The organism is Furfurilactobacillus cerevisiae, assembly GCF_048961765.1.
Taxonomy (GTDB): Bacteria; Bacillota; Bacilli; order Lactobacillales; family Lactobacillaceae; genus Furfurilactobacillus; species Furfurilactobacillus milii_A.
The window spans coordinates 727,229-751,987 of sequence record NZ_CP185253.1 but is presented as its reverse complement, the minus strand read 5'-3'; the positions used below and the strand labels follow the sequence as shown (position 1 = coordinate 751,987).

The 24,759-nt window shown below is 43.7% G+C and carries 18 protein-coding genes and 4 pseudogenes; 8 read left to right on the top strand and 14 right to left on the bottom strand.

The window, feature by feature from the left end; all coding sequences use genetic code 11:
• Window positions 1-14 precede the first annotated feature (14 nt).
• The 8 genes and pseudogenes from ABUE36_RS03530 to ABUE36_RS03495 all read right to left on the bottom strand — a co-directional run.
• Window positions 15-947, bottom strand: a complete 933-nt coding sequence (locus tag ABUE36_RS03530; RefSeq protein ID WP_421017167.1) for a quinone oxidoreductase family protein — start codon at window positions 945-947, stop codon at window positions 15-17.
• A gap of 126 nt (window positions 948-1,073) precedes the next feature.
• On the bottom strand, window positions 1,074-2,396 hold the full coding sequence (locus ABUE36_RS03525) for an MATE family efflux transporter (protein WP_421017166.1): 1,323 nt from the start codon (window positions 2,394-2,396) through the stop codon (window positions 1,074-1,076).
• Between the two features lie 383 nt (window positions 2,397-2,779).
• Window positions 2,780-4,558 (bottom strand): ABC transporter ATP-binding protein, encoded by a 1,779-nt coding sequence (locus ABUE36_RS03520; protein WP_421017165.1) that lies wholly within the window; start codon window positions 4,556-4,558, stop codon window positions 2,780-2,782.
• Window positions 4,559-4,630: 72 nt separating this feature from the next.
• Window positions 4,631-5,152 (bottom strand): MarR family winged helix-turn-helix transcriptional regulator, encoded by a 522-nt coding sequence (locus ABUE36_RS03515; RefSeq protein WP_421017164.1) that lies wholly within the window; start codon window positions 5,150-5,152, stop codon window positions 4,631-4,633.
• A gap of 166 nt (window positions 5,153-5,318) precedes the next feature.
• Complete coding sequence (locus ABUE36_RS03510) at window positions 5,319-5,972, bottom strand: TetR/AcrR family transcriptional regulator (protein WP_421017163.1); 654 nt, start codon at window positions 5,970-5,972, stop codon at window positions 5,319-5,321.
• Between the two features lie 76 nt (window positions 5,973-6,048).
• Complete coding sequence (locus ABUE36_RS03505) at window positions 6,049-7,206, bottom strand: ABC transporter permease (protein ID WP_421017162.1); 1,158 nt, start codon at window positions 7,204-7,206, stop codon at window positions 6,049-6,051.
• Window positions 7,184-7,924 (bottom strand): ABC transporter ATP-binding protein, encoded by a 741-nt coding sequence (locus tag ABUE36_RS03500; protein WP_421017161.1) that lies wholly within the window; start codon window positions 7,922-7,924, stop codon window positions 7,184-7,186. Before ABUE36_RS03500 ends, ABUE36_RS03505 begins: the two co-directional genes overlap by 23 nt.
• Before the next feature lie 93 nt (window positions 7,925-8,017).
• Window positions 8,018-8,128: pseudogene (locus tag ABUE36_RS03495) on the bottom strand (SDR family oxidoreductase); the annotation flags it as partial.
• A 19-nt stretch (window positions 8,129-8,147) separates the two neighbouring features.
• On the opposite strand from ABUE36_RS03495, the pseudogene ABUE36_RS03490 reads away from it, so the two are divergent.
• Window positions 8,148-9,083 (top strand): annotated as a pseudogene (locus ABUE36_RS03490) (NADH-dependent flavin oxidoreductase); the annotation flags it as partial.
• Window positions 9,084-9,193: 110 nt separating this feature from the next.
• On the opposite strand, the gene ABUE36_RS03485 reads toward ABUE36_RS03490, so the two are convergent.
• The gene (locus tag ABUE36_RS03485) at window positions 9,194-9,811 is read right to left on the bottom strand and encodes an NAD(P)H-binding protein (RefSeq protein ID WP_421017160.1); all 618 of its coding nucleotides are present in this window, start codon (window positions 9,809-9,811) and stop codon (window positions 9,194-9,196) included.
• Window positions 9,812-9,913: 102 nt separating this feature from the next.
• Between ABUE36_RS03485 and ABUE36_RS03480 the strand changes: the two genes are divergently transcribed.
• Window positions 9,914-10,843 (top strand): IS30-like element ISLpl1 family transposase, encoded by a 930-nt coding sequence (locus tag ABUE36_RS03480; RefSeq protein WP_096109805.1) that lies wholly within the window; start codon window positions 9,914-9,916, stop codon window positions 10,841-10,843.
• Between the two features lie 132 nt (window positions 10,844-10,975).
• Here the strand turns inward: ABUE36_RS03480 and ABUE36_RS03475 are convergent, their stop codons facing one another.
• Window positions 10,976-11,281 (bottom strand): hypothetical protein, encoded by a 306-nt coding sequence (locus tag ABUE36_RS03475; protein ID WP_421017159.1) that lies wholly within the window; start codon window positions 11,279-11,281, stop codon window positions 10,976-10,978.
• A 142-nt stretch (window positions 11,282-11,423) separates the two neighbouring features.
• On the opposite strand from ABUE36_RS03475, the gene istA reads away from it, so the two are divergent.
• Both istA and istB read left to right on the top strand, forming a co-directional pair.
• Window positions 11,424-12,647 carry an IS21 family transposase gene (istA, locus tag ABUE36_RS03470; RefSeq protein ID WP_003555353.1) on the top strand — a complete coding sequence of 408 codons (1,224 nt, stop codon included), beginning with the start codon at window positions 11,424-11,426 and terminating at the stop codon, window positions 12,645-12,647.
• A 9-nt stretch (window positions 12,648-12,656) separates the two neighbouring features.
• Window positions 12,657-13,394, top strand: coding sequence for an IS21-like element helper ATPase IstB (istB, locus tag ABUE36_RS03465; RefSeq protein ID WP_014386885.1), 738 nt, complete (start codon window positions 12,657-12,659; stop codon window positions 13,392-13,394).
• Window positions 13,395-13,428: 34 nt separating this feature from the next.
• On the opposite strand, the gene ABUE36_RS03460 is transcribed toward istB, so the two are convergent.
• On the bottom strand, window positions 13,429-13,911 hold the full coding sequence (locus tag ABUE36_RS03460) for a hypothetical protein (RefSeq protein ID WP_421017158.1): 483 nt from the start codon (window positions 13,909-13,911) through the stop codon (window positions 13,429-13,431).
• A 111-nt stretch (window positions 13,912-14,022) separates the two neighbouring features.
• Here ABUE36_RS03460 and ABUE36_RS03455 point away from each other — a divergent pair, with 111 nt between their 5' ends.
• Window positions 14,023-14,556, top strand: coding sequence for a TetR/AcrR family transcriptional regulator (locus ABUE36_RS03455; RefSeq protein ID WP_421017157.1), 534 nt, complete (start codon window positions 14,023-14,025; stop codon window positions 14,554-14,556).
• 116 nt (window positions 14,557-14,672) lie between these two features.
• Here ABUE36_RS03455 and ABUE36_RS03450 read toward each other — a convergent pair whose 3' ends face one another.
• The 3 genes from ABUE36_RS03450 to ABUE36_RS03440 form a co-directional block, all read right to left on the bottom strand.
• Window positions 14,673-15,545 carry an alpha/beta hydrolase gene (locus tag ABUE36_RS03450; RefSeq protein WP_421017156.1) on the bottom strand — a complete coding sequence of 291 codons (873 nt, stop codon included), beginning with the start codon at window positions 15,543-15,545 and terminating at the stop codon, window positions 14,673-14,675.
• A 131-nt stretch (window positions 15,546-15,676) separates the two neighbouring features.
• Window positions 15,677-16,501: a peptide-methionine (S)-S-oxide reductase MsrA gene (gene msrA, locus ABUE36_RS03445; RefSeq protein WP_421017155.1), complete on the bottom strand. Its 825-nt coding sequence runs from the start codon at window positions 16,499-16,501 to the stop codon at window positions 15,677-15,679.
• A gap of 171 nt (window positions 16,502-16,672) precedes the next feature.
• Window positions 16,673-21,970 carry a MucBP domain-containing protein gene (locus tag ABUE36_RS03440; protein WP_421017154.1) on the bottom strand — a complete coding sequence of 1,766 codons (5,298 nt, stop codon included), beginning with the start codon at window positions 21,968-21,970 and terminating at the stop codon, window positions 16,673-16,675.
• 141 nt (window positions 21,971-22,111) lie between these two features.
• Here ABUE36_RS03440 and ABUE36_RS03435 point away from each other — a divergent pair.
• The 3 genes and pseudogenes from ABUE36_RS03435 (at window position 22,112) to ABUE36_RS03425 (ending at window position 24,668) form a co-directional block, all read left to right on the top strand.
• A pseudogene (locus ABUE36_RS03435) lies at window positions 22,112-23,036 on the top strand (IS30-like element ISLpl1 family transposase).
• Between the two features lie 86 nt (window positions 23,037-23,122).
• Window positions 23,123-23,599 (top strand): universal stress protein, encoded by a 477-nt coding sequence (locus tag ABUE36_RS03430; protein ID WP_421017048.1) that lies wholly within the window; start codon window positions 23,123-23,125, stop codon window positions 23,597-23,599.
• 138 nt (window positions 23,600-23,737) lie between these two features.
• Window positions 23,738-24,668: pseudogene (locus tag ABUE36_RS03425) on the top strand (IS30-like element ISLpl1 family transposase).
• The last annotated feature ends 91 nt before the right edge of the window (window positions 24,669-24,759 follow it).

The window sequence follows — 24,759 nt, the reverse complement described above, 5'->3', positions numbered from 1 at the left end:
CCTTTCTTGATGTCCTATTTCACATCACGTTCGACAATAATCCGACCGTCCGTGTGCCCTGTTTCGTTCAGCTCACTGGCAGCCACAACGCCGGCTAAGGTAAACGGAAACCGCTTTGCGATTCGTACAGACAGTGAGCCGGCATCCATGAGTTGCTTAAGCGCCTGCATTGCTTGATGTACATGGCTCGCATCTACTGGATGAATATGAACCTGTTCAACATTTGGCTTATTCCCGGCACTGTCTTCACGACCAACTGTCGCCACGGTGCCCCCCAGTTTAACTAGTGCCATCATAGCATCGGCATGACCGCCCATAAAGTTCACGTTAATGACCACATCCGCTGAATCGGCAAACGCACCGTCTTCGGTCACTTGTGCATACGTTGCGATATCATTGGCACCAATTTGGCGAACATAGTCCAAATCCTCAGCCCTCGCAATCCCAATAACTCTGCTGGCACCAAGCGCTTTCGCAAACTGAACGGCCATCGCACCAATGCCACCACTGGCGCCTAACACTGCCACTGTTTGTCCCGCTTGAACTTGACCAAAAACGGTGAGCGCATCATATGACGTCATCGCAACAGTTGGTAACCCGGCAGCATCAGTAATTGGGAACCCCTCAGTTAATTTAATCGTCGTCGACTCTGGCGCAACAGTTTGTTCCGCGTAACCACCGCCTTCAATGTGAGCGACAACCTTGTCGCCCACTTGAAAGTTAGTCACCCGCTTGCCAGTTGCTGAAACGGTACCGGCGACATCGAATCCAGGAATTGTTGCCTTGCCGCCACTAAAGCCACTACGTCGAAATGCATCTACATGATTCAAACCAAACGCAGCGACATCAATAACGACCTCATCCGAAGCTGGTTTCGGTGTTGGCAACTCAAGTTCCGTAAAAGCATCAGCTGCTGTGCCGTCCGTTTGATATCCAAAAGCCTTCATAATTCCGCCTCCACATCATCATGTTTTTAATACACGACATTATCGGACAGAAATACGTAGAAAACGATTAATTCATTTTGAAATGGACGGTCAGCGAACTAATAAGAAAGTTGTTGTTTGCTCAGACTATTTCATCCTTCGAAAATCCTGCCGATAAATGACAAATCCTAATAAACAAGTCAGTACATCCGCCAACGGTTGTGCCCAAACAACTCCGAGATAGCCCCACAACATGTGAGCAACATAAATCACGATGGCAAAGATGACACCCTGTCGCGAAATGGCCAGTAAAAAAGCACCTAACGCCTTGCCCGTCGACTGGAAAACCGTCGTAAATACCAGAATTGCACCAATGAATGGAGTCGTGCTTAGCAATGCCCTCAGCAGTAACACACCGGCAGTCACAATCGTTTTTTGTGTCATGAACAAACGAACGATAAACGGTGCCAATAACATTAAGATAGCGGCAAAAATCACTGAAAAGACGACTTCTACCAACAAGTCAAAATTCACGATTTGGCGAAAGCGTTTCTGATTATGAGCGCCGTAGTTATAACCAACCAAGGGCTGAGCACCAAATGCAAAACCGACCATCACCAACATCACAATCATGTAAATTTTCGTGGCAATACCGAAGGCAGCTACTTGAGCGGCGCCGTACCGCACCAAAAAATTATTGAGTAAGGCGGTTCCAAACGCCTGCATAAGATTGGTCATTGAGGCAGGAATCCCAATCACTAAAATAGCTCCAGCAAACGCAAAGGTCGACTTTTTAATATGCCAACTTAGGCTAATGACCCGACAGCGTTTGATGACGTAGGCACCCAAAATCAGATCAGTTACAAGATACCCAATCACTGTCGCCAAGGCAGCCCCAGCAGCATATAAATGAAAGCCAAAAATCAGTAATGGATCAAGCAGAATCGTCACGACCAAGCCGGCGACGCTACCAATCATCGATTCACGTGCCAGTCCTTCTGTACGAATCAAGTTGCTAGGCACCAACGACACAATAATCAGTGGCCCACCAATCGCCATAATCCGATAGAAAGCACTTGCAAACGGACGAATGCCGCTACTAGCCCCAAACGCAGTGAGAATGGGTGCTTCAAATATCAGTAAAATGCCTGCCGTCAGAATACCGACAACAATCGCCGCATAAAAACAAATGCGACTTACCTGACTGGCCGATTCATGCTGTTTGCTACCCAACATTTTGGACACCAGCGCACTGCCGCCAAGACCGAAGACATCCCCAATCGCTAACATAATGAAAAAAAGTGGCGTGCAAACGGTTACCCCGGCTACAATGTTGGGATTCTGCGTTTGTGAGATGAAGAATGTATCTACCAGGTTATAGATCATGCTGGCAATCATACTGATGACAACAGGCATGGCTAGTGTGAAGTACGCGCGTGGAACTGACGTCTTAGTAAATAAAGTATCCATATATTGTATAGTTTCTCTTTTCTGCGTTTAAGTCGTGTATTTAGCATAGCATTAATGCTACGCGCACATAATAGAAGAAACTGGTGTGCGGAAATTCATGGCGTTAGGACATACCTTTCACTTTTGGAGATTGCTTTCTTTCAACGAACTGCAAAAGCACCCAATTCTCGCTTTTATATTGTCGCAAACGCGCTCTTAATTCCTGACTCACTGCGCACAACACGAATTTTACTAAACCAAACTATCCTTCCATATTATCGCAAACGCGTTCACAACCCCAAAGCCCTACGCACAATTAAAATAAGACACCGCACAAGCAAAGTTCGCTTGCACAGTGCCTTATTTCCATTGTTGCTCGGTCTTTAAACGGGGTTGTTCACGCTTTATTCCTTAAACTGAATCCTCACGTATTCTCGGTAAAGTGGCAATTCAGCCATGAGTGCCTGATGCTTGCCGTGACCACTGACATGACCATTTTCAATAAAGTAAATGTCGTCGGCGTCAACAATTGTGCTCAATCGGTGCGCGATGATCAACGTTGTGCGACCCTTCATTAATTCGCCCAAGGCCTTTTGGACCATGGCCTCGGATTCGGAATCTAGGCTCGCCGTAGCTTCATCCAGCATCAAAATCTTCGGGTCACGTAAGAAGGCGCGCGCAATGGCTAATCGTTGTCGTTGACCACCACTGATTTTAACGCCTCGTTCACCGACCTGCGTATCCAAACCATCTGGCATTTCATGAACAAACTTGTCTGCGAAAGCCAGCTCTAGTACATGCCAAAGTTCATCATCAGTATACGTTTTGTCCGCGCCATAAGTTAAGTTGTGACGAATCGTACCAGCCATAATCGCAGAATCCTGGCTCACATAACCGATTTGAGAACGCCAATCTTTCAAGTTGACGTTTGCGACATCCTTGCCACCAATCGTAATTTTCCCCCTAGTAGGTTGATAGAAACGTTCTAGTAGGCTAAAGATGGTAGACTTCCCGCCACCAGATGGTCCAGCAAACGCAATGACACTGTTTGGCTTTGCTTCAAAGTTAACGTCATGTAAAACTGGGTCGTCATCGTCGTAAGCAAAGTCAACGTGCTCCATAGCCACTGTTTGGTCAGTTACAGACTCACTGTCGCCATCAGTAAATGATTCTTCAGGTTCCTTCAATAAATCTTGAACCCGTTGTGTCGAACCGTTTGTCTTCGCTAATGTTGTGAAGAATTGTCCAAGTGTCCCAACTGGTCCGATAACTTGGAACAAATACATCATGAATGACAATAATGTCCCCATCGACATTGTGCCATCAGCGACTCGGACGGCCGCGTAACCCAGCAAACCGATAAACATGGCCAGCATTAACGTGTTCATGACCGGACTAGCGATGGAATCAAAAATAGCCTCCCGCATTCCGATGTGATACAACTTGTCGATCTGTTTGTACCCAGTTGTCGTTTCATATTCCTCAGCGTTTGAGGATTTTACCAACCGAATTTCGCCCAGTGATTCGCCAGTTTCACCGTTAAACGATGCCAATGCATCCTGCCGCTGCAGCCCAATCTTGCTGGACTGACGCATAATTGGTCGCATCACGATCATGACCAACGGAATGGCAACAATCATGACCAACGTCATTTTCCAGTCCATCAATGCCATAATGATCAGCGCTCCAACTAACTGCAAGAGTGAATTAGCCATCTGTGGAAAAGCGTTTGCTAACAAATCCTTAATCTGCGTTGAATCGTTCACCAACCGTGAGGTCATTTCACCGGCTTTCACGTTATCAAAATAGTTAACGTGCAAACGAATCAACTTTTGCCACAAGGTACGTCGCAATCTGGCGACGATGTTTTCACCAAAGAAACCCAGCATCGTACCAGAAAACGCACTAATTAGTGCACTTGCCAAAAACAGTGCAATCGCGACAATCAGCAATGTAGAATTAAATCCTGATTTGAGTCCATTGATAATACTTTGAGCCATCTTCGGCACCGCCAACTGCGCACCAGTCGCAATAAAGCCTAAGATTAAGCCCAACCATAACTGCCAATACTTAGGTTTCGTTTGACGAATCAGGTTTAAGAACCCCTTAAAGTCAAACTTTGTCCGTGTGTATTGTGCATCCTGTGGGCCGCCACCGCGTGGCCCGCCTGCTCTACGATCCATAATGTTGCCTCCATCAATTCTCTTTCAAAATTCATGTCTGGTTTAATCAAATCAGGCCTTTAATTTAGTTGCTTAAAACCACCGTTGACTAAATCCGTGATGGTGCGGCCATCCCTGCTCACCGCCCATAAAGTCATGCCAATCTAAATCGGCAGTTCCCTTATTCAGTTTGTCTAGCAACCGGTTTAATTCAGTTTGTTCTTCAGCAGTTAAACTGCCGAAAACCTGAGCGGCCATCTCATCCACCTGATTATCTTGCTGAGAAAATTTATCCATCCCAGCCTGTGTGAGTTTGATGATGACCGTTCGTTTATCTGCTTCACTAGGTACCCGTTCAACCATATTAACGGCTTCCAAACGGTTAACCATTGCACTGACAGAGCTCGGCCGAATATCTAATAACTGTGCGATTTCCGCATTCGTTAAACCCGCTGGTGTTTGATACAACAGTTGTAGCAACCGTAATTGTCCCCGGCCTTCACTAAGTTCACGCCGGCTAGCAATATCGCGTTGATGCAATACCGCCATCATAAACAGTCGGTTTTGCATGAGTGCGCCAAAATGATTTAATAAATCACGACTTTCGTCTGCCATAATTTTGCCTCCTTGATTGCTGTTTCCGTTTAAGTCTTAATTCTTTCCACTGGAAATTTTCGAACGAGGATTATGTTAGTTCTTTTGTTAGCTTTATGCAATAAAAAACTAACTATTATTTTTAAAAAAAGTCGCAATCCTTGATGGAATGCGACTTAGAGTAAAACTATTTAATTGGTGTCAAACCACGAACTAGGAATTCGGTAGCTTCTGAACATGATTTTTCGATATCCAATTGATCCGCCTTACCAATTAAAACGGCAGGAACGATGTAACTGCCTGCTACACCAAGGAAATACCGAATAATTCGTTCTGTGGGCCAGTCAACCAATGCATCACGATCCTTGAATGTCTGCAGACTCCCGCCAAACACATTCAGAATTCGTGACACAATCTTACCGACAAACGATTGAATCATATCACTGTTTCGAATAATCTCTTGAATCAAAATCTTCAGCTGCTTTTGGTTAGCAATGGCAAACATCATTCGATCTTTAATCACATAGTTAAAGAACGCCGTTAAATCATCAAAACGTTGATCCTTAATTTCTGCCAAGAATTCAGTTGCCGCCATCGGCACGACCTGATCCAGAAACGGATTCAATAATGCTGCCAGAATACCATCTTTCGTTTTAAACTGTTTGAACACTGTACCTTCGGAAACACCGGCCTGTTTGGCAATTTCACTGGTACTTGTCCCATCAAAGCCCTTCTCTGCGAAAAGATTTAGGCTCACTTTGAGAACTGACTGTTGTTTAGCCGTCAGCTTTGATTCCTGGAGTGTTTTATCAAACAGTGTTTCAACATTACTAATTTCCATGTGTCTTTACTCCAAATTTTTTATCTACCTTTTAATTTAACCGCACATTGAGTTAAATACCAGCCATTCCGGCAAATTAAACTTGACGATATTTGCGCATGGTCAGCAAATTCAATCCAAGGAAGACAGCGGCAAACAACAGCAGGATGCTTAGGTTTGGTAACACGTCCATGAAACCAACCCCTTTTTGTACCACGGCACTCATGCTTGAAGCACCATAGTATAGCGGCATGATGTAGGATACCGGCTGTAACCAGCCTGGTAAGGAACTGATTGGGATAATCCCGGCAAAGAAAATCTGCGGAATGGCAACGATTGGAATGAACTGAATCATCTGGAATTCACTGGATGCAAACGTTGAAATCAAGAGTCCCAGCGTCAGCGCAACCATCGCTAATAGCACGTTGATCAACAGAACGAGCCAGATGCTGCCAAGAATTTGAATCTTGAAAACATACATTGTGAATAACACGATCAACAGGGTTTGAATGAAGGCAAACGTGCCATAACCACACAGATAACCCGAAATGATTTCACCACGTTTAACGGGTGTCGCTAACAATCGATACAAAGTACCAGTCGTCCGTTCCCTCAACAACGCAATCCCTGAAATCAAGAACACGAAGAAGAAAACAACGAAGCCCATCATGATTGGCAACAGTGTATTAAAGAAGGTGGAATCCTTACTGCCGTAAAGATAATGCGTTTTGGTCGTATAACTAGTTCTCCCTAACTTAGCTTTCAGGTTGCCAGCATTAGCAGTCGCATTAGCCGGCGTGTGCGTCGCTGCACCAAGGGCAGCCTGCATCCTTTGTAATGCCTGGGCCTGCGTCTTAATGGTTGTCGCTGCTGCTTGACCTTTTAATTTAGCTTGAGCCGCTTGCAAACTCTGTTTGATCACAGCGCTCTTACTTTGGTCGGTGTTAGCCAACGTCAACGTTAGTTTGTCGCCATTTTGGCTAAGCATGCCGGCATAGTCATGTTCACGAATAATTGTCTTAGCAGATTTATCGGAATTAACATCATGAATTGTAATGTGCTTATTCTTAATGGCCGTCACCATACTGCTGTCAACGTTGCGTGTTGCCAATGAGGCAATCGTTGTTGTATTCCCCTGAAACAGGAAGTAGACCAGTGACAAAATAAACAACGGTGCGATAAACATCAAGGCTAACGTGCGTTTGTCACGCAACATTTCCCGGAAAACTCTTCTAATCATTGCTAGTGTGCGCATCTTGATCCCTCCCTGCTTGTAAAAAGACTTCTTCAACTGAGTTAACGTGATACTGACTAATTAGGTCATCAGGTGTGCCTTGCGCAATGGCGCGGCCACCGCGAATCATCATCAGATAACTGGATTGTTCAGCATCTTCCATAACGTGCGTCGTTAACAAGATCGTCTTACCTTCGTCTGCCAAGCGATGCAATTCTTTCCAGATCTGTTGCCGCAATTCAGGGTCAATCCCGACTGTTGGTTCATCTAAGATGAGCAGTTCAGGATCAGCTAACAGTGCGATTGCTAACGACAACCGCCGTTTCATCCCACCTGAATAGTCCTTCACGTACTGGTCCAAGTCATCGTTTAGATTAACGATACCCGCTGCATAGGGAATCTGCTTTTTCAGCTCTGCCCGGCTCATTCCCTGCATTTCGCCAAAGAAGGTTAAATTTTCACGGGCTGTTAAGACTGAGTACAAGGCATCTGTTTGCGCCATGTAGCCAATTCTACCGAGTAGCTTTCGGTTCGGCATTGGCGTATCTAACACGGTTACAGTACCTTGCTTTGGCTTTAACATCCCCATAATCGTGCTAACTAAGGTTGTCTTGCCAGCACCACTGGGTCCAATCAAACCGAGAATATCGCCATTGTTAATATCCAGATTAATATCGTTCAAAATAATTCGTTTGCCATAACCTTGCTTCAGGTTAGCAACTTTAATGACTTCTGTCATGATGTTCACCTCTGTTTAATCGTTGTCGTTTTCTTTTGCCTTAATTGCATTCGCAATCTGAGCTTTAATGGCTCCATACGAACCAGCACTGTATAAACCGCCATCCACGGGGATATCCAAACCTGTTATATATGAAGCATCATCACTTGCTAGAAATAATGCTGCAGCCGCAAGTTCGGTTGGACGACCATTACGTCCCAATAATGACATTGAACCCAAACCACCCTTATTGCCAGTATTGGCGGCCACGATTAAGCAAAATGGCACAAAAGCAATCTTACAAATTTTTAGTGCCGGTCGAATGACAAATTCACAAATTCTACGAGGACATCAGCCAGTTTCTGCCAGCGCAGTTGCCGCCTTGCGACCAAACGCTGAAACACCACGTGCCCTATCCGAAGATGAAATTGAGCAAACAATTGCCGACTTTGGTGCGGCGACTAAACGTGCTATTTTAGCTGGTTTTGACGGTGTCGAACTTCACGGTGCGAACACGTATCTACTCCAACAATTCTTCTCACCACACAGTAACCGTCGTGAGGATCAATGGGGTGGTTCATTGGAAAAACGGATGAGATTTCCAATTCGCGTTATTCAGGCTGCTCAACAGGCTATTGCTGATACAGCTACCTCACCCTTCATCCTTGGATACCGTTTATCTCCGGAAGAAATTGAAGAACCCGGTATCCGCATTGAGGACACTTTGAAATTTGTTGCTAAACTGAACGACATGAAACTAGACTATTTGCATATCTCAATGGGCAACGTTTGGCGACCATCGTTAAACAATCACGATGACAAGGAACCATTAATCACGAAGATTCAACGCGTATCACCGGACACACCACTAATCTCGGTCGGAAGCGTGAATACTCCTGCCGATGCTGAAAAGGTAATGGATGCGGGCATTACTTTTGTCGCAATTGGCCGCGAGAGTATCCGTGAACCGCACTGGGTTCAAAAAGTTGAAGCCGGTACAGAACAGTCCATTCGTTACAGTCTTTCACTTGCAGATCTGGAAGAATTAGGTATCAAAACACCTTTCTTTGAGTTTTTAAAGAACATGAACGCCGCCGGAGCTGATCAAAAATTCGACGTCAATGAAACTGAAACAAAGTCTGTGGATACGGATAAAATTGACGTCGCCTTTAGAAAGTAATGCCAACGACAAACTAACCAAAACGCGTTACTTAATCACAAAACAAGCTGGCGAAAAGAAGATTCACCTCAACCCTTACATCTCACGGTTGGAGTGAATCTTCTTTTCGTCTATTTTAATGCTGAAATCATTAATTGAGGCTGACGATAACGTTCCTCGTGCCTAAGCATATCTGCAATCACGATGGCCATACTACCGATGCTAATTGGTCCACCACTGACCTTTGGGGCGGCTGGTTCAACAATGACACGCTGAACTGCATCGTTATAATCAAAGAAATGACACAGTAACAGTGTACTGTCTAAGTGCCCAGCCTCAATGATTTTGGCCCCAAGCGTTTGATTGGCAACGTAATCCCGCTCTGTTTTTTCGTCAAAGCCAAATGTTTGGGCCAATACTAGATTTTCTTTGGTGACTGTTGGGGCCGCAATCTGAAATTGAGTGGTCCAAAACAACCGTTTAACACCGGTTGCATTCATGGCTTCGGTTAATGGTTTAGCAAATGTTTCAACGTGAAATGGTCCCAAGGTCGAAAAAACAACATCGATACCCTGCAGTGCCCGTTTCAAATCATCAACCGAAGTGGCATCCCCAATTATATGCTCCGCTAACGGTGTGTCATTATGACTGGATTTGCCACGATCAAACAAACGTAATGTCACATCAGAAAATGGTGCCAGCTGTTTGTAAACGGCCTGTCCAAGCTTGCCTGAGCCGCCTAAAATCAAAATAGTAGATTGTAAAATTAATCCGAACGCTGTTCGGACAAAAAAGATCAGCTTCCTTTAAAATGGTGTTTACAACAAACCCATCTTTTAGGAGCTGATCTTTTGTCTAGTATAACCTATTCCGAACGAATTAAAATCGAAACCTTTTGTGAACTAGGGCTGTCCAATATCCAAATGGGCGTTCGGCTGAACCGATCACCGTCAACAATTTCTTATGAATTATCTCGATGTCAACCTTATCAGGCTGAATTAGCACAAACAGATGCCGAATACAAGCGATCACGATGTGGTCGGAAAACTAAGCTGAGCGATGAGTTAAAGCAAACAATTCTCAACCATTTACATCTAAGCTGGTCACCAGGAATGATTGCTCACGAATTTAAACTAGCGACTAAATCTATTTATAATTGGCTAAATCAGGGGAGAATTGGTTTCTCCTTGAATGATCTACCTGAACATGGCGTACGCCAACGGCGTAACGTTGACCAACGATCCAAATATAATCAATCTTTGGGGCGATCGATTGAACAGCGTCCCATGATGATTAATCAACGTAATCGCATCGGTGATTTTGAACTAGATACCGTCGTTGGCCCTCGTGGGCATAGTAAGGCAGTTTTATTAACTTTAATCGATCGCAAATCACGGTTCCTTTGGGCATATCGGTTAAAGGACCGAACGACAGCGAGTGTTAATGAAGCACTGACTAAGTTCCTAACAACTTTTAATGGACCGGTGCACAGTTTTACTGTGGACCGTGGTACTGAGTTTAGTGGGCTAGTATCATTTGAATCACAATATGGTATTAAGACCTATTACTGTCATGCTTATACGCCAGCTGAACGTGGTAGTAATGAACGCTTTAATCGGAATTTACGTTATTTTTATCCTAAGGGGACTCGTTTTGAGCACATTAGTGCTCAAGATTTAACGACGACGTTACTCCAAATTAACCAGAGACCGCTTAAAATACTTGACTGGAAAACACCGTATCAGGTTATGCTGACCAATTTGTCCAAAAATTCGGATTAAATTTGCAATCTACCAAATATTCATGTTGCCCTCCTGCTTACGATTAGAAATATCGTTCACCATCAGTATAGGCAACTTAGTCGCAAATATAGTAATGATTAGGCTCAGCTTTTAGTGCAAGTGCAAACCTGTTTACCAAACAGTTTTATGAGATCCGATTGTCTTCGGTTTTTTGGACAAGCGGTTGTACACGAAAATGGTGTGAACGGAATACAGAATGGCCACCACCCCAATGAGATAAAACCATGGGTTCTGCTGAATACTGAATGCTGGACTAGCAATGGCCCACATGTTATTAGGAATAAAGCTATTGATTGTCCCAAGCATAATCACAATGGCCAAACCCCTTGACGCCCCAACTTGTGTTTGACGACGCTCCCAGTACATACCAGGAGCAATAGCCATAACAATATTCGTGAAAATAAACCACTTAAACATATATGGATCATTCATGAATACTCTAAATAAATTAACGATGTAAAAGGCACCCGTAAAATGTAGGAAAACGGCAGGTTAGAACTGTTGGTTTTCCTACATTTTTTGTATCATGAATCACATCAGAGTGTAGGAGGAATTTGATGTGAGACGTGATTTAAGAGAAGGAGTGACGATTTACGTGACTGAAAATATTAAGCCTAACTTCGCCGAGATTGCCCGGCAATATAATGTTGATTATCGAACCGTTAAGAAAGCCTATGAGGAAGTCAAAGCTGGACTTAAGGGCCGACCAAGTGGTCGACCGAAACGGCCAAGTTTACTGGATCCATTCAAGCAAACCATCGATTCAAAGCTTGAACTAAATTGTTCGGCTGCTTCAATTTTTAAATTTATCCAGAAGAAGGGCTTTACCGGCAGCTATACCCTCGTGAAAGATTATTGTCGCCAAACCCGCCGAGAACGAGTTAAGAAAGCTACCATTCGGATTGAACATTCCCCTGGTCTCTCTGCTCAAGTTGACTGGAAAGAAGAAATGGCCCTAGTGAGCAGCGAGGGTGAGCTGTTTAAATTCAATATTTTCTTGTATGTATTGCCTTATTCAAAACTCAAATATATGACACTAACCTTTGATCGGAGCCAAGATACCCTCTTTTCTTGCTTACACGACGCTTTCCTTCATACCGGAGGTATTCCGACGGAAATCTGGTTTGATAATATGAAAACCGTTGTGGATCATACAAAATCCCAGTTTGGCCACGCTGTCTTTAACGAACGGTTCCACGAATTCTGTAAAGATGCCGGTTTCACACCAATTGCTTGTCGACCATTCAGACCACAAACTAAAGGTGCAGTTGAAGCCCTTGCTCGCACGGTTGAACGTTTACGGCCATACAATACTGAATTTGCTGATGGAACTGAGCTAATCGAACTAGTTCATATGCTCCGAGATGATCTAAATCATGAAACTTCGCAGGCCACGGACGAAGTCCCGTACCTGAAATGGTTAGACGAAGAAAAAGAGTACCTTCATCGCGTTCCAGTTAATCTCCTTGAACCATACTTCGAAGAAAACATTACCCGTGTCGTTTCGAAGGAGGCCATGATCAATTTCCGCAAATGTAAGTACTCAGTAGATCCGCGATACATTGGTTGTACGGTTGCTGTTGAAATCTCCAATGATGAGCAGCGCATTCACATTTATTATAACGGAGAAGAAATTCGTACGCACTCCATAACTACCAATTCGCTGAATTATGACCCCCAAGATCAGTTCAATATCCTCAAATCTGATTTGCTTAAAGGGCGGACAGATGAAGACATTTCAGCTTACATTCGTGAACATATGACTGATTACGACAACTTATAGGAGGCTACCATGACCACTAATAATCAAATTCTTTTAAATAATCTTGAGCGCTTAGGGTTAAACAAAATCCGTGAATACTTGCCGAATTACCTTGATCAAATTCACACTGATAATCTGTCATTAACTGAGGCGCTAATTGATTTAACTAATTCGGAACTCCAGAATCGACACGAAGGTCAGATTGCACGGGCCATTGGCCGTGCTCGGTTCCCCAATACAAAATCCCTAGATACATTTGATTTTAGCTTTCAACCCAGTATGAATCGCCAAGAGGTTCTGGAATTCCAGAATCTGGCTTTTATGGAAAAGTCTGAAAACTTAATCTTTATTGGCAATCCGGGAGTCGGTAAAACCCACTTGGCAATTAGTATTGGGATTGAGGCCTGTAAACAGGGCTGTCGGGTTCTCTTTATTAATTGTCATGAGCTGTTGATTAGATTGAGAGCAGCTTACGAAAAAGGACTGCTTGATCGATCTCTAAGCCGCTATTCGCGCTATGACCTATTAATTATTGATGAAATTGGGTATTTGCCAATTGGTCACCAAGAAGCTAACCTCTTATTTCAGCTAGTCAATGCCCGCTATGAAAAGCATTCAACGATCATTACCAGCAATAGTGATCTATCCGCTTGGGTTGATATTTTCCAGAACCCAACTGTGACAGCAGCCATTCTCGATCGCTTGGTTCATCATGTTCACGTAGTGAAGATCACTGGTAAATCTTACCGATTACGTGGCCTCAAGTAACTGCCGAAAACCTACATTTCTTTCTGCCGAAAACCTACATTTTTAAACTGCCCTTGACATTAACGACACCTATCATTGCACAAATTTGGGCCAAAACTCGAAGCCAAGCACTCTTCAAGGGCGTTCGTCCATTTGGATAAAGTGTTCCCCAAATAGCGTTTCGCTCTACATAAATTGCTTTATATAAGTTGAAAACTTCAAATAGATTCCAGACTATCAATGCACCAGAGGCGCCCCAAAACAACCAAAAATTATGATTCTGCATGGCTGCGATTGCAAACACAATTGCACCCATCGAATCATGGGCAAAATAAAAAGTATGCATCCAAATTGGATATGGTGCACTTCGCTCCTTGATAACTAGCGCGAAACTATACATGTACTCTAGATATCCGAACAAAAACGTTAGTCCAGCAATCGTCAAATTAAAACCGATATGTGGATTATTAAAACTAAAAGCGTGAATAAATTGACTAACCGTATAATTAGCAAAATATGAGTTATATAAACCATCCATATTGTTTCGCCTCCGTTTATTCTTATTAAACTGAGGTTTATTATATTGTTATAAATCAATCATTTAGCGTCATTTCTGGTAAAAGTGTGCATTATTTAAAAGGAAAATATAATGGATCTTCGAATTAAAAAAACAAAATTAGCATTAAGGGCTGCTCTCTTTACGTTATTGCAAAAAAAGCCAATTACAAAAATTTCCGTCGCCTCACTGTGTCGTCAAGCAAAAATTAATCGCCGTACATTCTATATTCATTATGAAAAGATTACCGATATTTTCGAAGAATATGAATTTTATTTGTCGCAACAGGTCCAGCAAACGCTGTCCACGCCTACGCCAAATCCACAACGAATCGTTTTGCTCTTTGATCATATCTTAATGTCAAACTTCGACGGTTTTAGAGCCCTCTGCTTAAACGATAAACACCATGTTCTCGTAAACGATCTTAAAGACATGTTGTTCCAAGCAATGACAACCTCACTAATCCCAGGAACCCCAACCGGGCCACAACAACTGATTTTGCAATATATTAGCACTGGCACCGTCGACAATTACGTTTACTGGTTCGCCCACCCAAAGGATATTAGTTATTCACAAGTCACTCAAACGAACGAACGCCTGCTTCATGCAAATCTACAATTACTATGACGTTGTCAGGTGTCGGACAACCCTATGTTGAATTTTATTTATGCATATGAGGAAGACCCGTTTAAACACAAAACCACGACCTGTCAGTTTTTACAAAAGGTCGTGGTTTTTGATATTTATTTGGCCCACAAGAAATCAGTCAAGATGCGATCAACCTGGGCGTTATTATGCAACAACGTGTGTTTGGCACGCTTCCCAGAAATTTTCTGTTCACGGTAGGATTTAGCTCTGTCTGCCACCAAGTATTTCAATGATAATGACGAAACATTAGGTACCGTCCCATCCGTTTGACCGCCAATGTCACCGTAGATGTTTAGCACATCCACCTGATTTTTAGGAAATGTCTGGCGCAGTTTTGTCATCTGCCGATAAGTAGCATTCATCTTGTTTGGCTTACCATTCTTGGCCAGCTTTAAACCGGCTGGCTGGCGGACAGATGCCGGTACACGTTTGAAATTCAATCCAGCAAAATGACCCGCCATGTCGACCTGCTTTTGTAGTTTGGGCAAATGTTTATCCTGGCCGTATTCCAACATGTAGTAAATCAACGAAATATTGCCTAATGAGTGACCGACCATGTTGAATTTAGTGATGTGATATTGCTTCTGTAATGCGACAACAACATTTTTGGCCCATTGACCATGTTTATTAAAATCGAGTTGTCGGTTATTAGCGTAATTGACCTCTACAATTGGATTAACCGCCTTTTTGCCAATGGTACCATCCAAACGAACATGACCAGTTTTAGACACAAATGCACGAATGATTGTATTCGTCGCACCTTCCCGTTTGGCCACACTCGTCATGTGTTCTTCGGCATGATAGTTACTGCCACCACCGTGAAAGAATAACGTCGGCGTCGACGACTGTACATATTTTGTTTTTGCTTCCGCCATGTGATGCGCATGTAACGCGCCACCACCAATGACAACAATAATGACCACCACTAATAGGGCCCAGAAACCACGATCAATTATTTTTTGTTTCAAGACAAAATCCCCCTGCTAAGCTAACGTCTCATTCACTAATGACAGGCATCCCCTGCAGTATTGAGCTCACGTTCAGCTTACTGAACAGTATAGTGGGTTCGAGTAGGCTTAAGGCAAGGAAAAATAATAATTTATTTTTTGTGGTGGCTAAATTGTCGTTTAACTTTCTGAAACCAAAAGAATTGGCGGCGGCTCCGTTCCATCATCCGATAACGTTTCGGTTGTTTCTTATAAAATTCTTGATGGTAGTTTTCGGCTGGCCAAAATGGCTCTGCATCACGAATTGCTACCACAATCGGTTTTGAATATTGGTCTGAATCAACAACAGCCTGTTTGGACGCTTCAGCAAGTTCGCGTTGCTGCTCATTATGGACAAAAATAATTGGTCGATATGACTCACCACGATCATTAACCTGACCTGCATCATCCGTTGGGTCGATAATTTGCCAATAGATATCCAGTAATTCTGCATAGCTCAGCTGTTGCGGATCAAACACAATCTCCACAGCTTCCACATGACCCGTCGTTTGCGAAGTGACTTGATCGTAAGTCGGCGAGTCCACATGGCCACCTGTATACCCTGACAAAATGGAAATGACTCCAGGTCGCAGTTCAAACGGTTCAACCGTGCACCAAAAACAGCCACCAGCAAAGATGGCATGATCATACCGCGGATCTGCTAAGGCCGTCTGATGCCGAGCGTAATCGTACTGTTGCGATTGTTCGACATCTGACGTTATAGACTGGTAAAAATCGGCTACCGCTGGCGTTAAATTATTGCGGACAGCAAGCGGCCGCAAATTGTACTCCAATTCGGCGAAAACTTTAGCCGACGATTGACCATCCGTAAGACTTTGTTTGGCCGTCATCAGTTGTTGCCGCTCCCAATCGCGGGTGCCCGGCTCTAACAATAAATTATAAAAAGTGCTCAAGTCCTGCTCAGTTATGGTCCTCACGATTTCATCCCCTTCGCGTCACCGAAATATTCTGTCTATTATTATCACCGCATGACGACAAAATAGCATATCATTTGCTCACGCCAGACATATTAGCCTCAATCACAAAAAGCGCTAAGCACTCGACTGTATGTTTATACAATCAAATGATTAACGCTTATTTTTGCTATCTTAAATATCGCTATCCTGATTATCATCGGCGTTGTGGCGGCGTTTGCGCCAGCCAAATAAACCTAGAAAACCAAACAGCATTGACAATAGGCCTAGTCCCAAAGCTTGTAACCATGACTGCTGCCCCTCGTTTGTGTGTGGCAACAGGTTCTGGCTAGCTGCTGAATTACCTGCAGCCCTTGAAGTCGTGTCTGTCACAGTGGTCTGTGTATCGGAACCGGCCACTGTTTGAGCAGTTGACGATGTTTGATTCTTTGCCAAGGTTGATGCAGATGTTGCTGCAACCATGGTACCATCAGAATCCTTTACTAAACGCAACGTTTGCGGTGAGACATCATTCAGTAACAACCAAGCGCTTTGACCAGGAGCAAGATGGTAACCTGCAGGAACCAAATCACCAATATACACCCATGTGCCCGTGTAGCCACTGACTTCATGAACGGCAATGATATGACCATCAACGTCCATCAAGACTAACCTGATAGGATCCCAACTTGGCTCGTCAACAGTTGTTCGTGTCGATTGTGAACCGCCTGTTACTGGCACTGCATTTGATTGCAACGTTATTGGATCACCCGTCATTTGACGAACGATTGACGTCCCAGCTTCGTTAGCCGGCGTTTCATTAGTAGGCCGATTTCCAGTTGGTGTCACAACCGGAATAACAGGTGATGTGCTAACTGGATTCACTGGCACCGCACGTGGTGGCACTGTTTCGGTACCCTGATTTGGTGTCGATGGCATACTCGTTGTCGAAGCCTGTGATGGCGTTACTGACATACCACTCGTTGGCGTTGATGTTTGTGAAGTCGTTTGTGAGGTAACCACCGAAGTTCCTGTCGAGGACGTCGAAGGTGCTTGGCTTGGTGCCGTTGATGTCGATGGACCACTTGTCGGCGTTTCACTTGCCGCAACCTTCTGATAAACGTAGGTGACATCCACACTATTGGCCGTATTCGTGCGGTCATACTGACCACTCGCATTGGCAGGCGTTGCTACTAACGTATAACCGCTAACCGTTGCCGGCTGTGTCGTATAAGTACCTTCATAGGTCAATGTTTGTGAAACCGGTGTGGCAATAACATTGCCATTATTATCCACATAATGCGTTGTCACAGTTTGATCCTTAGCATATGTGAAATTAATATCGCTTGGCTTAAGACCCACGGTACCCTTAATGGTCGCATCGCTGACAAGTGTATAACCCGCAATTGCCGGTGCCGTAAAACTATAGCCAAGACCATAGTAGGCATTCACAAGTTGCACAGTGTTAACCGGTGTTTGACTAAACAGATCATTTCCCTGTAAGTCAGTGTATGTGACCTTAAATGATTCAGGATCAGCATTGTAATAGTACACAACCTGATTTTTTGCTGAGTCTGTCGACAAATCTGACCAGCTGCCGTTTGCAGGACCGGCCACACTGGTTGCGCTAACGTAATAACCAGTAATATTCACTGGCGCCGTCGTGTACTGACTATCATAATTAACCGTCGTGACTGTCGGTGCTGACATTGTTAATAGCTCTTGCTCATCGCCAACGGTGACACGACGCACATATGATACGTTGACAAAACGATCACCAGTGTCGTCATAAAGGAACGTCATCGTCTGCGGACGATCCGTCAGTGTTGTAGTCGTTTGAGCTGGTGTGCCAACCAACGTATAGTTTGGAAAAGTTGCAGTCTGAGCCGTTACGCTATCACCATAGTGACCGGTCAGCTGAGTTGTACCTAATACTTTTGTGGTGCCATTAACCACGTAATTTACCGTAACCGGTTGGCCGTCCTCAAGGTCATAAGTATACGTCACGGTCTGTGGTGTTAACGAGTAAGTGCCCGTAGCATTAGCCGGAGTCGCCTGATTCCAAACGTAACCTGTTAACGTATCTGCCGATGTTGTGTATGCTTGACCATATTTGCCGGCGGGAAGCGTCCGTGTAGAAATAACCGTCCCGTCAGTTAAAACGTCTTTAACCGTTACGGTCGCCGCATCTTTTGGTTGATAGTAGAAGTTAATGGCCGACGTATCATCTGTAAAGTTAACGACTTGGCTGTTTGACAGTGCCGTATATCCGGCAATTGTAGCAGCATCCGTAGTTTGGCTTGTACCATAATCACCCGTTAAAGTAGTTGATGGTGCCAGCACTTTATCCGTATTAACCAAATAATAGTTAACGGTCTTCGTTTCGCTCTTCGGCAGATAGGTAAACGTTACGGTTTGACCAGCATCCGTGTAGTTACCTGTAGCACTTGATGAACCTTCCAAAGTATATCCGTCAAACGTTTTGGCAGCAGTCGTAAAGGCATCACCGACAGTGCCTGTTAGCGTTTGTGCGCTGGCAAGTTCAGTATTTGTCTTGCCATTAACGTAGCGGACAATGACACTGCCACTCTTTGGCACGACCTTATCATACATAAGGGTGATGGCAGGCGTGCCGTTCGCATCATACGTACCTGTTAATGAACCGGCCGTGACCTTGTCAAACGTATAACCGTCGAGACTGAGAATTTTGTTCTTGGCATCATACGCTGTCCCTGTTGCACCGGTTAAACTACCGTCGCTCGCCAAAGACTTACCGTTTTCATCGACATAATGAATTGTCACTGACTGTGGATTGGCCGTGTACATCAAAGTAACGGCTGGTGTCGTCGCCTTGCCTGTAGTGTCAACCGTGTACGTTCCTATCAAAGAACCAGTGGTCACTGCTGAGAATGTATAACCAGGAATTGTGAGTTGCTCATCACTGACGTCGTAGGAGTCACCGGTAGCACCGGTCACAGTATTGTCTGTGTGAATCGTTTTGCCGTTGTTGTCGATATAATGTACCGCCAATGTTTGACTGTCACCCTGGTACTGCAGAACAATATCTTTCGCCGTAGACTTACCAGCATTATCAACGCTAAATGTGCCTTTAAGATCACCTTGTTGAACTTTAACAAACGAATAACCAGGAATGCTAATCTCTTTATTAGTCGCATCATAACTAGTGTTGGTCTTGCCGGTCACTGTGTCGCTGGTGTGAATTGGATGACCATTTTGATCAACATAGCTGACCGTTACGCTTTGACTATTGGCCTTATAACGAAGCGTAACAGTCTGCCCATCAGAACTCAGTTTACCTGACAGTAACGATGCATCATCAGCATCCAGAGTATAACCTGGGATAGTTGGTTCATAATCACTGACATTGTATGTGTCATCCTGTAAGCCGGAAATCGTTTTGCTGGCTGCCAATGTCTTCGAAGAGTCATCTTCGTCTACATAATTTACCGTTAATGACGCTGCCGTTTTCACCGGTGTAGAAACCTTTTTATAGTGGAAGGTCACCGTATTGGTTGCCCAAGAACTTTGATCATAGGTAACGGTCACAGAGCCATCGCTGTTAACGACATCCTGACTGCTGATTGAGACGGTCGGCGTACCAGTCACTTCGTACCCGTCAATCGCTAATGGTGACACTGTTTTGGTACTGCCATCAGTCGTGTTGTTAACCGCCCATGACATACTTTGATGAATTGCATTACCATTTTCATCCACATACTTGGTGGTGAAACTATTTAGTGCGGCCTCGCCAAACGTTTTAACAGCAATATTGCCAGATGTTGAAATGGAACCATCTGTATAAAACGTTGCGTTAGGTGCCAAAATATTCCCTGTTAAAGCAGCATTATGGGTAACTAAACTAACGACATCGGGCATGTTCCAAGTTACGTTTGCAGCAGTAGCAGCATCGGTCTTACCATTCACTGTAATAGTGGTCCCAGCAATCGCAACGGAATCACCAACCACATTAATGATGATTTTAGCTGTTCCACCGGAACTATTTGTCACATTGGTAATATTAATCGCACCACTCCCGTAAGTAGTACCAGGAAAGTCTGAACTGTTGAGTACAAACACATCTTCATCAGCGCCATCGACGCCTTGCAACGTCAGATTAGGATTTGAAGAACTTGGTGTAATCACTTTTGCGCCCGCCGTTTGCTGTAAGGCACTCAGTTCATTGGATTCGCTTGCCAAATATGCTTTAGCAGCGGTGAAAAAATCTGTCGTATCAATTTTATAAATTTGATGTGTGTTAGACCAATAGTTACTGTAAACACTCGCATCATTGTTGATATAAATTTTCCCAGTCGGATTAGCATTGTCTAATTCAACCAGATCACCACCAACAATGATTTGGGGATAATCAGCGTATTCTGAAGCACTGCTACCGGATGATCCTGACAGGGTCAAATTGCCACCCGCAGCAATTCGATAGGTACTACCAATATTTTGTGCTGTTAAACTGTCAAACGTGAAAATAGTGAAATGCTTCGTAACACCCAAAACGCCATCGGAAGATGTGGTACTTTCAGAATAACTTCCTGGCAAGTAGTACACAGGCGATACATAACTGTTTGGAATAAGTCCAAATCCACCAAACGTCGTTCCTTGTTTGTACAAAATCGTCCAACCATCATACTGAATCGAGTCACCGACACCCTCTTGATAGCCAGTGACGAATCCAGTCGCATCCATCCGGACAATTTCTTGGGCTGTCCCAGTTGCTTGATAAACACTAGTAGCTGCCGATTTAGCCGTTGCAACGTCACTGTCAGTGCCTGTATCCGAAATAGAGGTCACCGTAACGTTACTATCGGTAGTTGACGATGTACTCTGACTTTCGTTGGTTGCTGAAACTGCGTCGTTGGCACTGGCTACATTACTCGAACTTTCAGTACTGGACTGACTGGTCGTTGATTGCGCGGTCGATGCACTTGTTGATTCAGTCGTCTGCGCACTTGTCGCTGACTGAGAAGCCGTACTAGAAACACTCTTTTGAGTGACCGAAATAGCACTAGAAGCAGCCGACTCGCTATTGTTTTTTGATGCAACACTGGTCTGAGGTTGCTCACTATTGTTTGTATTACTTGGACTATTTGTTTGTTGGCCTGATTCACTGGCCGAACTTTCACTATTTGTTTTATTTGATGTTACCGACGTACTAGTCGATGAGACTGTCGATTGACTTTGTGCAGTACTCGACGCTGAACTACTAACTGCTGAATTTTGATCAGCACTTGCCGTAGCATTGCTCGTATCGCCGTTTGACGCCTGTACCGATTTTGATGCCGTCGAAGTAACAGCAGTTGTTTGAACGGTTGATGTCGTATTGTCGCTATCAGCATTAGCGACCGTTGTCAGTGTCATCCCGGTAGCAAACGTAATTACGGCGACGCCAGCAAACACCCAGCGTTTTCCTGCCTTGTACATTCGATAATGTAACTTTCGATTTTGATACAGTTCAGGCATAACTCTCCTTTTACTTCTCTCACTTAATGCCGATAAATACTAGGTAGATTGTAAAATTAATCCGAACGCTGTTCGGACAAAAAAGATCAGCTTCCTTTAAAATGGTGTTTACCACAAACCCATCTTTTAGGAGCTGATCTTTTGTCTAGTATAACCTATTCCGAACGAATTAAAATCGAAACCTTTTGTGAACTAGGGCTGTCCAATATCCAAATGGGCGTTCGGCTGAACCGATCACCGTCAACAATTTCTTATGAATTATCTCGATGTCAACCTTATCAGGCTGAATTAGCACAAACAGATGCCGAATACAAGCGATCACGATGTGGTCGGAAAACTAAGCTGAGCGATGAGTTAAAGCAAAAAATTCTCAACCATTTACGTCTAAGCTGGTCACCAGGAATGATTGCTCACGAATTTAAACTAGCTACTAAATCTATTTATAATTGGCTAAATCAGGGGAGAATTGGTTTCTCCTTGAATGATCTACCTGAACATGGCGTACGCCAACGGCGTAACGTTGACCAACGATCCAAATATAATCAATCTTTGGGGCGATCAATTGAACAGCGTCCCATGATGATTAATCAACGTAATCGCATCGGCGATTTTGAACTAGATACAGTCGTTGGTCCTCGTGGGCATAGTAAGGCAGTTTTATTAACTTTAATCGATCGAAAATAACGGTTCCTTTGGGCATACCGGTTAAAAGATCGGACGACAGCGACTGTTAATGAAGCACTAACTAAGTTCCTAACCACTTTTAATGGTCCCGGTGCACAGCTTTACTGTGGACCGTGGCACTGAGTTTAGTGGGCTAGTATCACTTGAATCACAATATGGTATTAAGACCTATTACTGCCATGCTTATACTCCAGCTGAACGTGGTAGTAATGAACGCTTTAATCGGAATTTACGTTATTTTTATCCTAAAGGGACTCGTTTTGAGCACATTAGTGCTCAAGATTTAACGACGACGTTACTCCAAATTAACCAGCGACCGCTTAAAATACTCGACTGGCAAACACCGTATCAGGTTATGCTGACAAATTTGTCCAAAAATTAGGATTAAATTTGCAATCTACCATATCGCTTTTTATTTGCAGATAAATAACGTATGATAAGAGTATAAAATAATGAGAGGTGAATATTATGTTACAACAATACAAGCACATTTTAGTCCCAGTCGATGGTTCCTATGAAGCCGAATTAGCTTTCAAGAAAGCAGTCGCTGTGGCTAAACGTAACGATGCTGATTTACATCTCGTTCACGTTGTTGATACACGGGCTTTCCAAAACTTTTCTAGCCTTGATACCAGCATGGTTGAACAAGTCACAGAAACGGCCAAGAAGACCCTCGACAAGTACGTGGCTGATGCCAAGGCAGATGGTCTTGACAAGATTGATTACGCCATTGAATACGGGGCACCGAAGATCATCATTGGAGATGTTCCTCGGGGTAATGACACCGATTTGATTATGATTGGTGCTACTGGGTTAAACGCAGTTGGACGGCTATTAATCGGGTCTGTAACGGAATACGTCACACGGACAGCAGTTTGTGACGTCATCGTCGTACGGACGGACTTAGATAATCAACCAGCCAAAGCAGCACACCGCGCAGAATAAATTTGCTAACTAATGCTTTAACTATGGCAGATTGCAAGAAGTAGATTGTAAAATTAATCCGAACGCTGTTCGGACAAAAAAGATCAGCTTCCTTTAAAATGGTGTTTACAACAAACCCATCTTTTAGGAGCTGATCTTTTGTCTAGTATAACCTATTCCGAACGAATTAAAATCGAAACCTTTTGTGAACTAGGGCTGTCCAATATCCAAATGGGCGTTCGGCTGAACCGATCACCGTCAACAATTTCTTATGAATTATCTCGATGTCAACCTTATCAGGCTGAATTAGCACAAACAGATGCCGAATACAAGCGATCACGATGTGGTCGGAAAACTAAGCTGAGCGATGAGTTAAAGCAAAAAATTCTCAACCATTTACGTCTAAGCTGGTCACCAGGAATGATTGCTCACGAATTTAAACTAGCTACTAAATCTATTTATAATTGGCTAAATCAGGGGAGAATTGGTTTCTCCTTGAATGATCTACCTGAACATGGCGTACGCCAACGGCGTAACGTTGACCAACGATCCAAATATAATCAATCTTTGGGGCGATCAATTGAACAGCGTCCCATGATGATTAATCAACGTAATCGCATCGGCGATTTTGAACTAGATACAGTCGTTGGTCCTCGTGGGCATAGTAAGGCAGTTTTATTAACTTTAATCGATCGAAAATAACGGTTCCTTTGGGCATACCGGTTAAAAGATCGGACGACAGCGACTGTTAATGAAGCACTAACTAAGTTCCTAACCACTTTTAATGGTCCCGGTGCACAGCTTTACTGTGGACCGTGGCACTGAGTTTAGTGGGCTAGTATCACTTGAATCACAATATGGTATTAAGACCTATTACTGCCATGCTTATACTCCAGCTGAACGTGGTAGTAATGAACGCTTTAATCGGAATTTACGTTATTTTTATCCTAAAGGGACTCGTTTTGAGCACATTAGTGCTCAAGATTTAACGACGACGTTACTCCAAATTAACCAGCGACCGCTTAAAATACTCGACTGGCAAACACCGTATCAGGTTATGCTGACCAATTTGTCCAAAAATTCGGATTAAATTTGCAATCTACCACTAAACTAAAATTTCACTCAAAATTAATTCAAATAAATAATTAAGTTGCAAAAAAGTTAAATAACTCTACTCAATT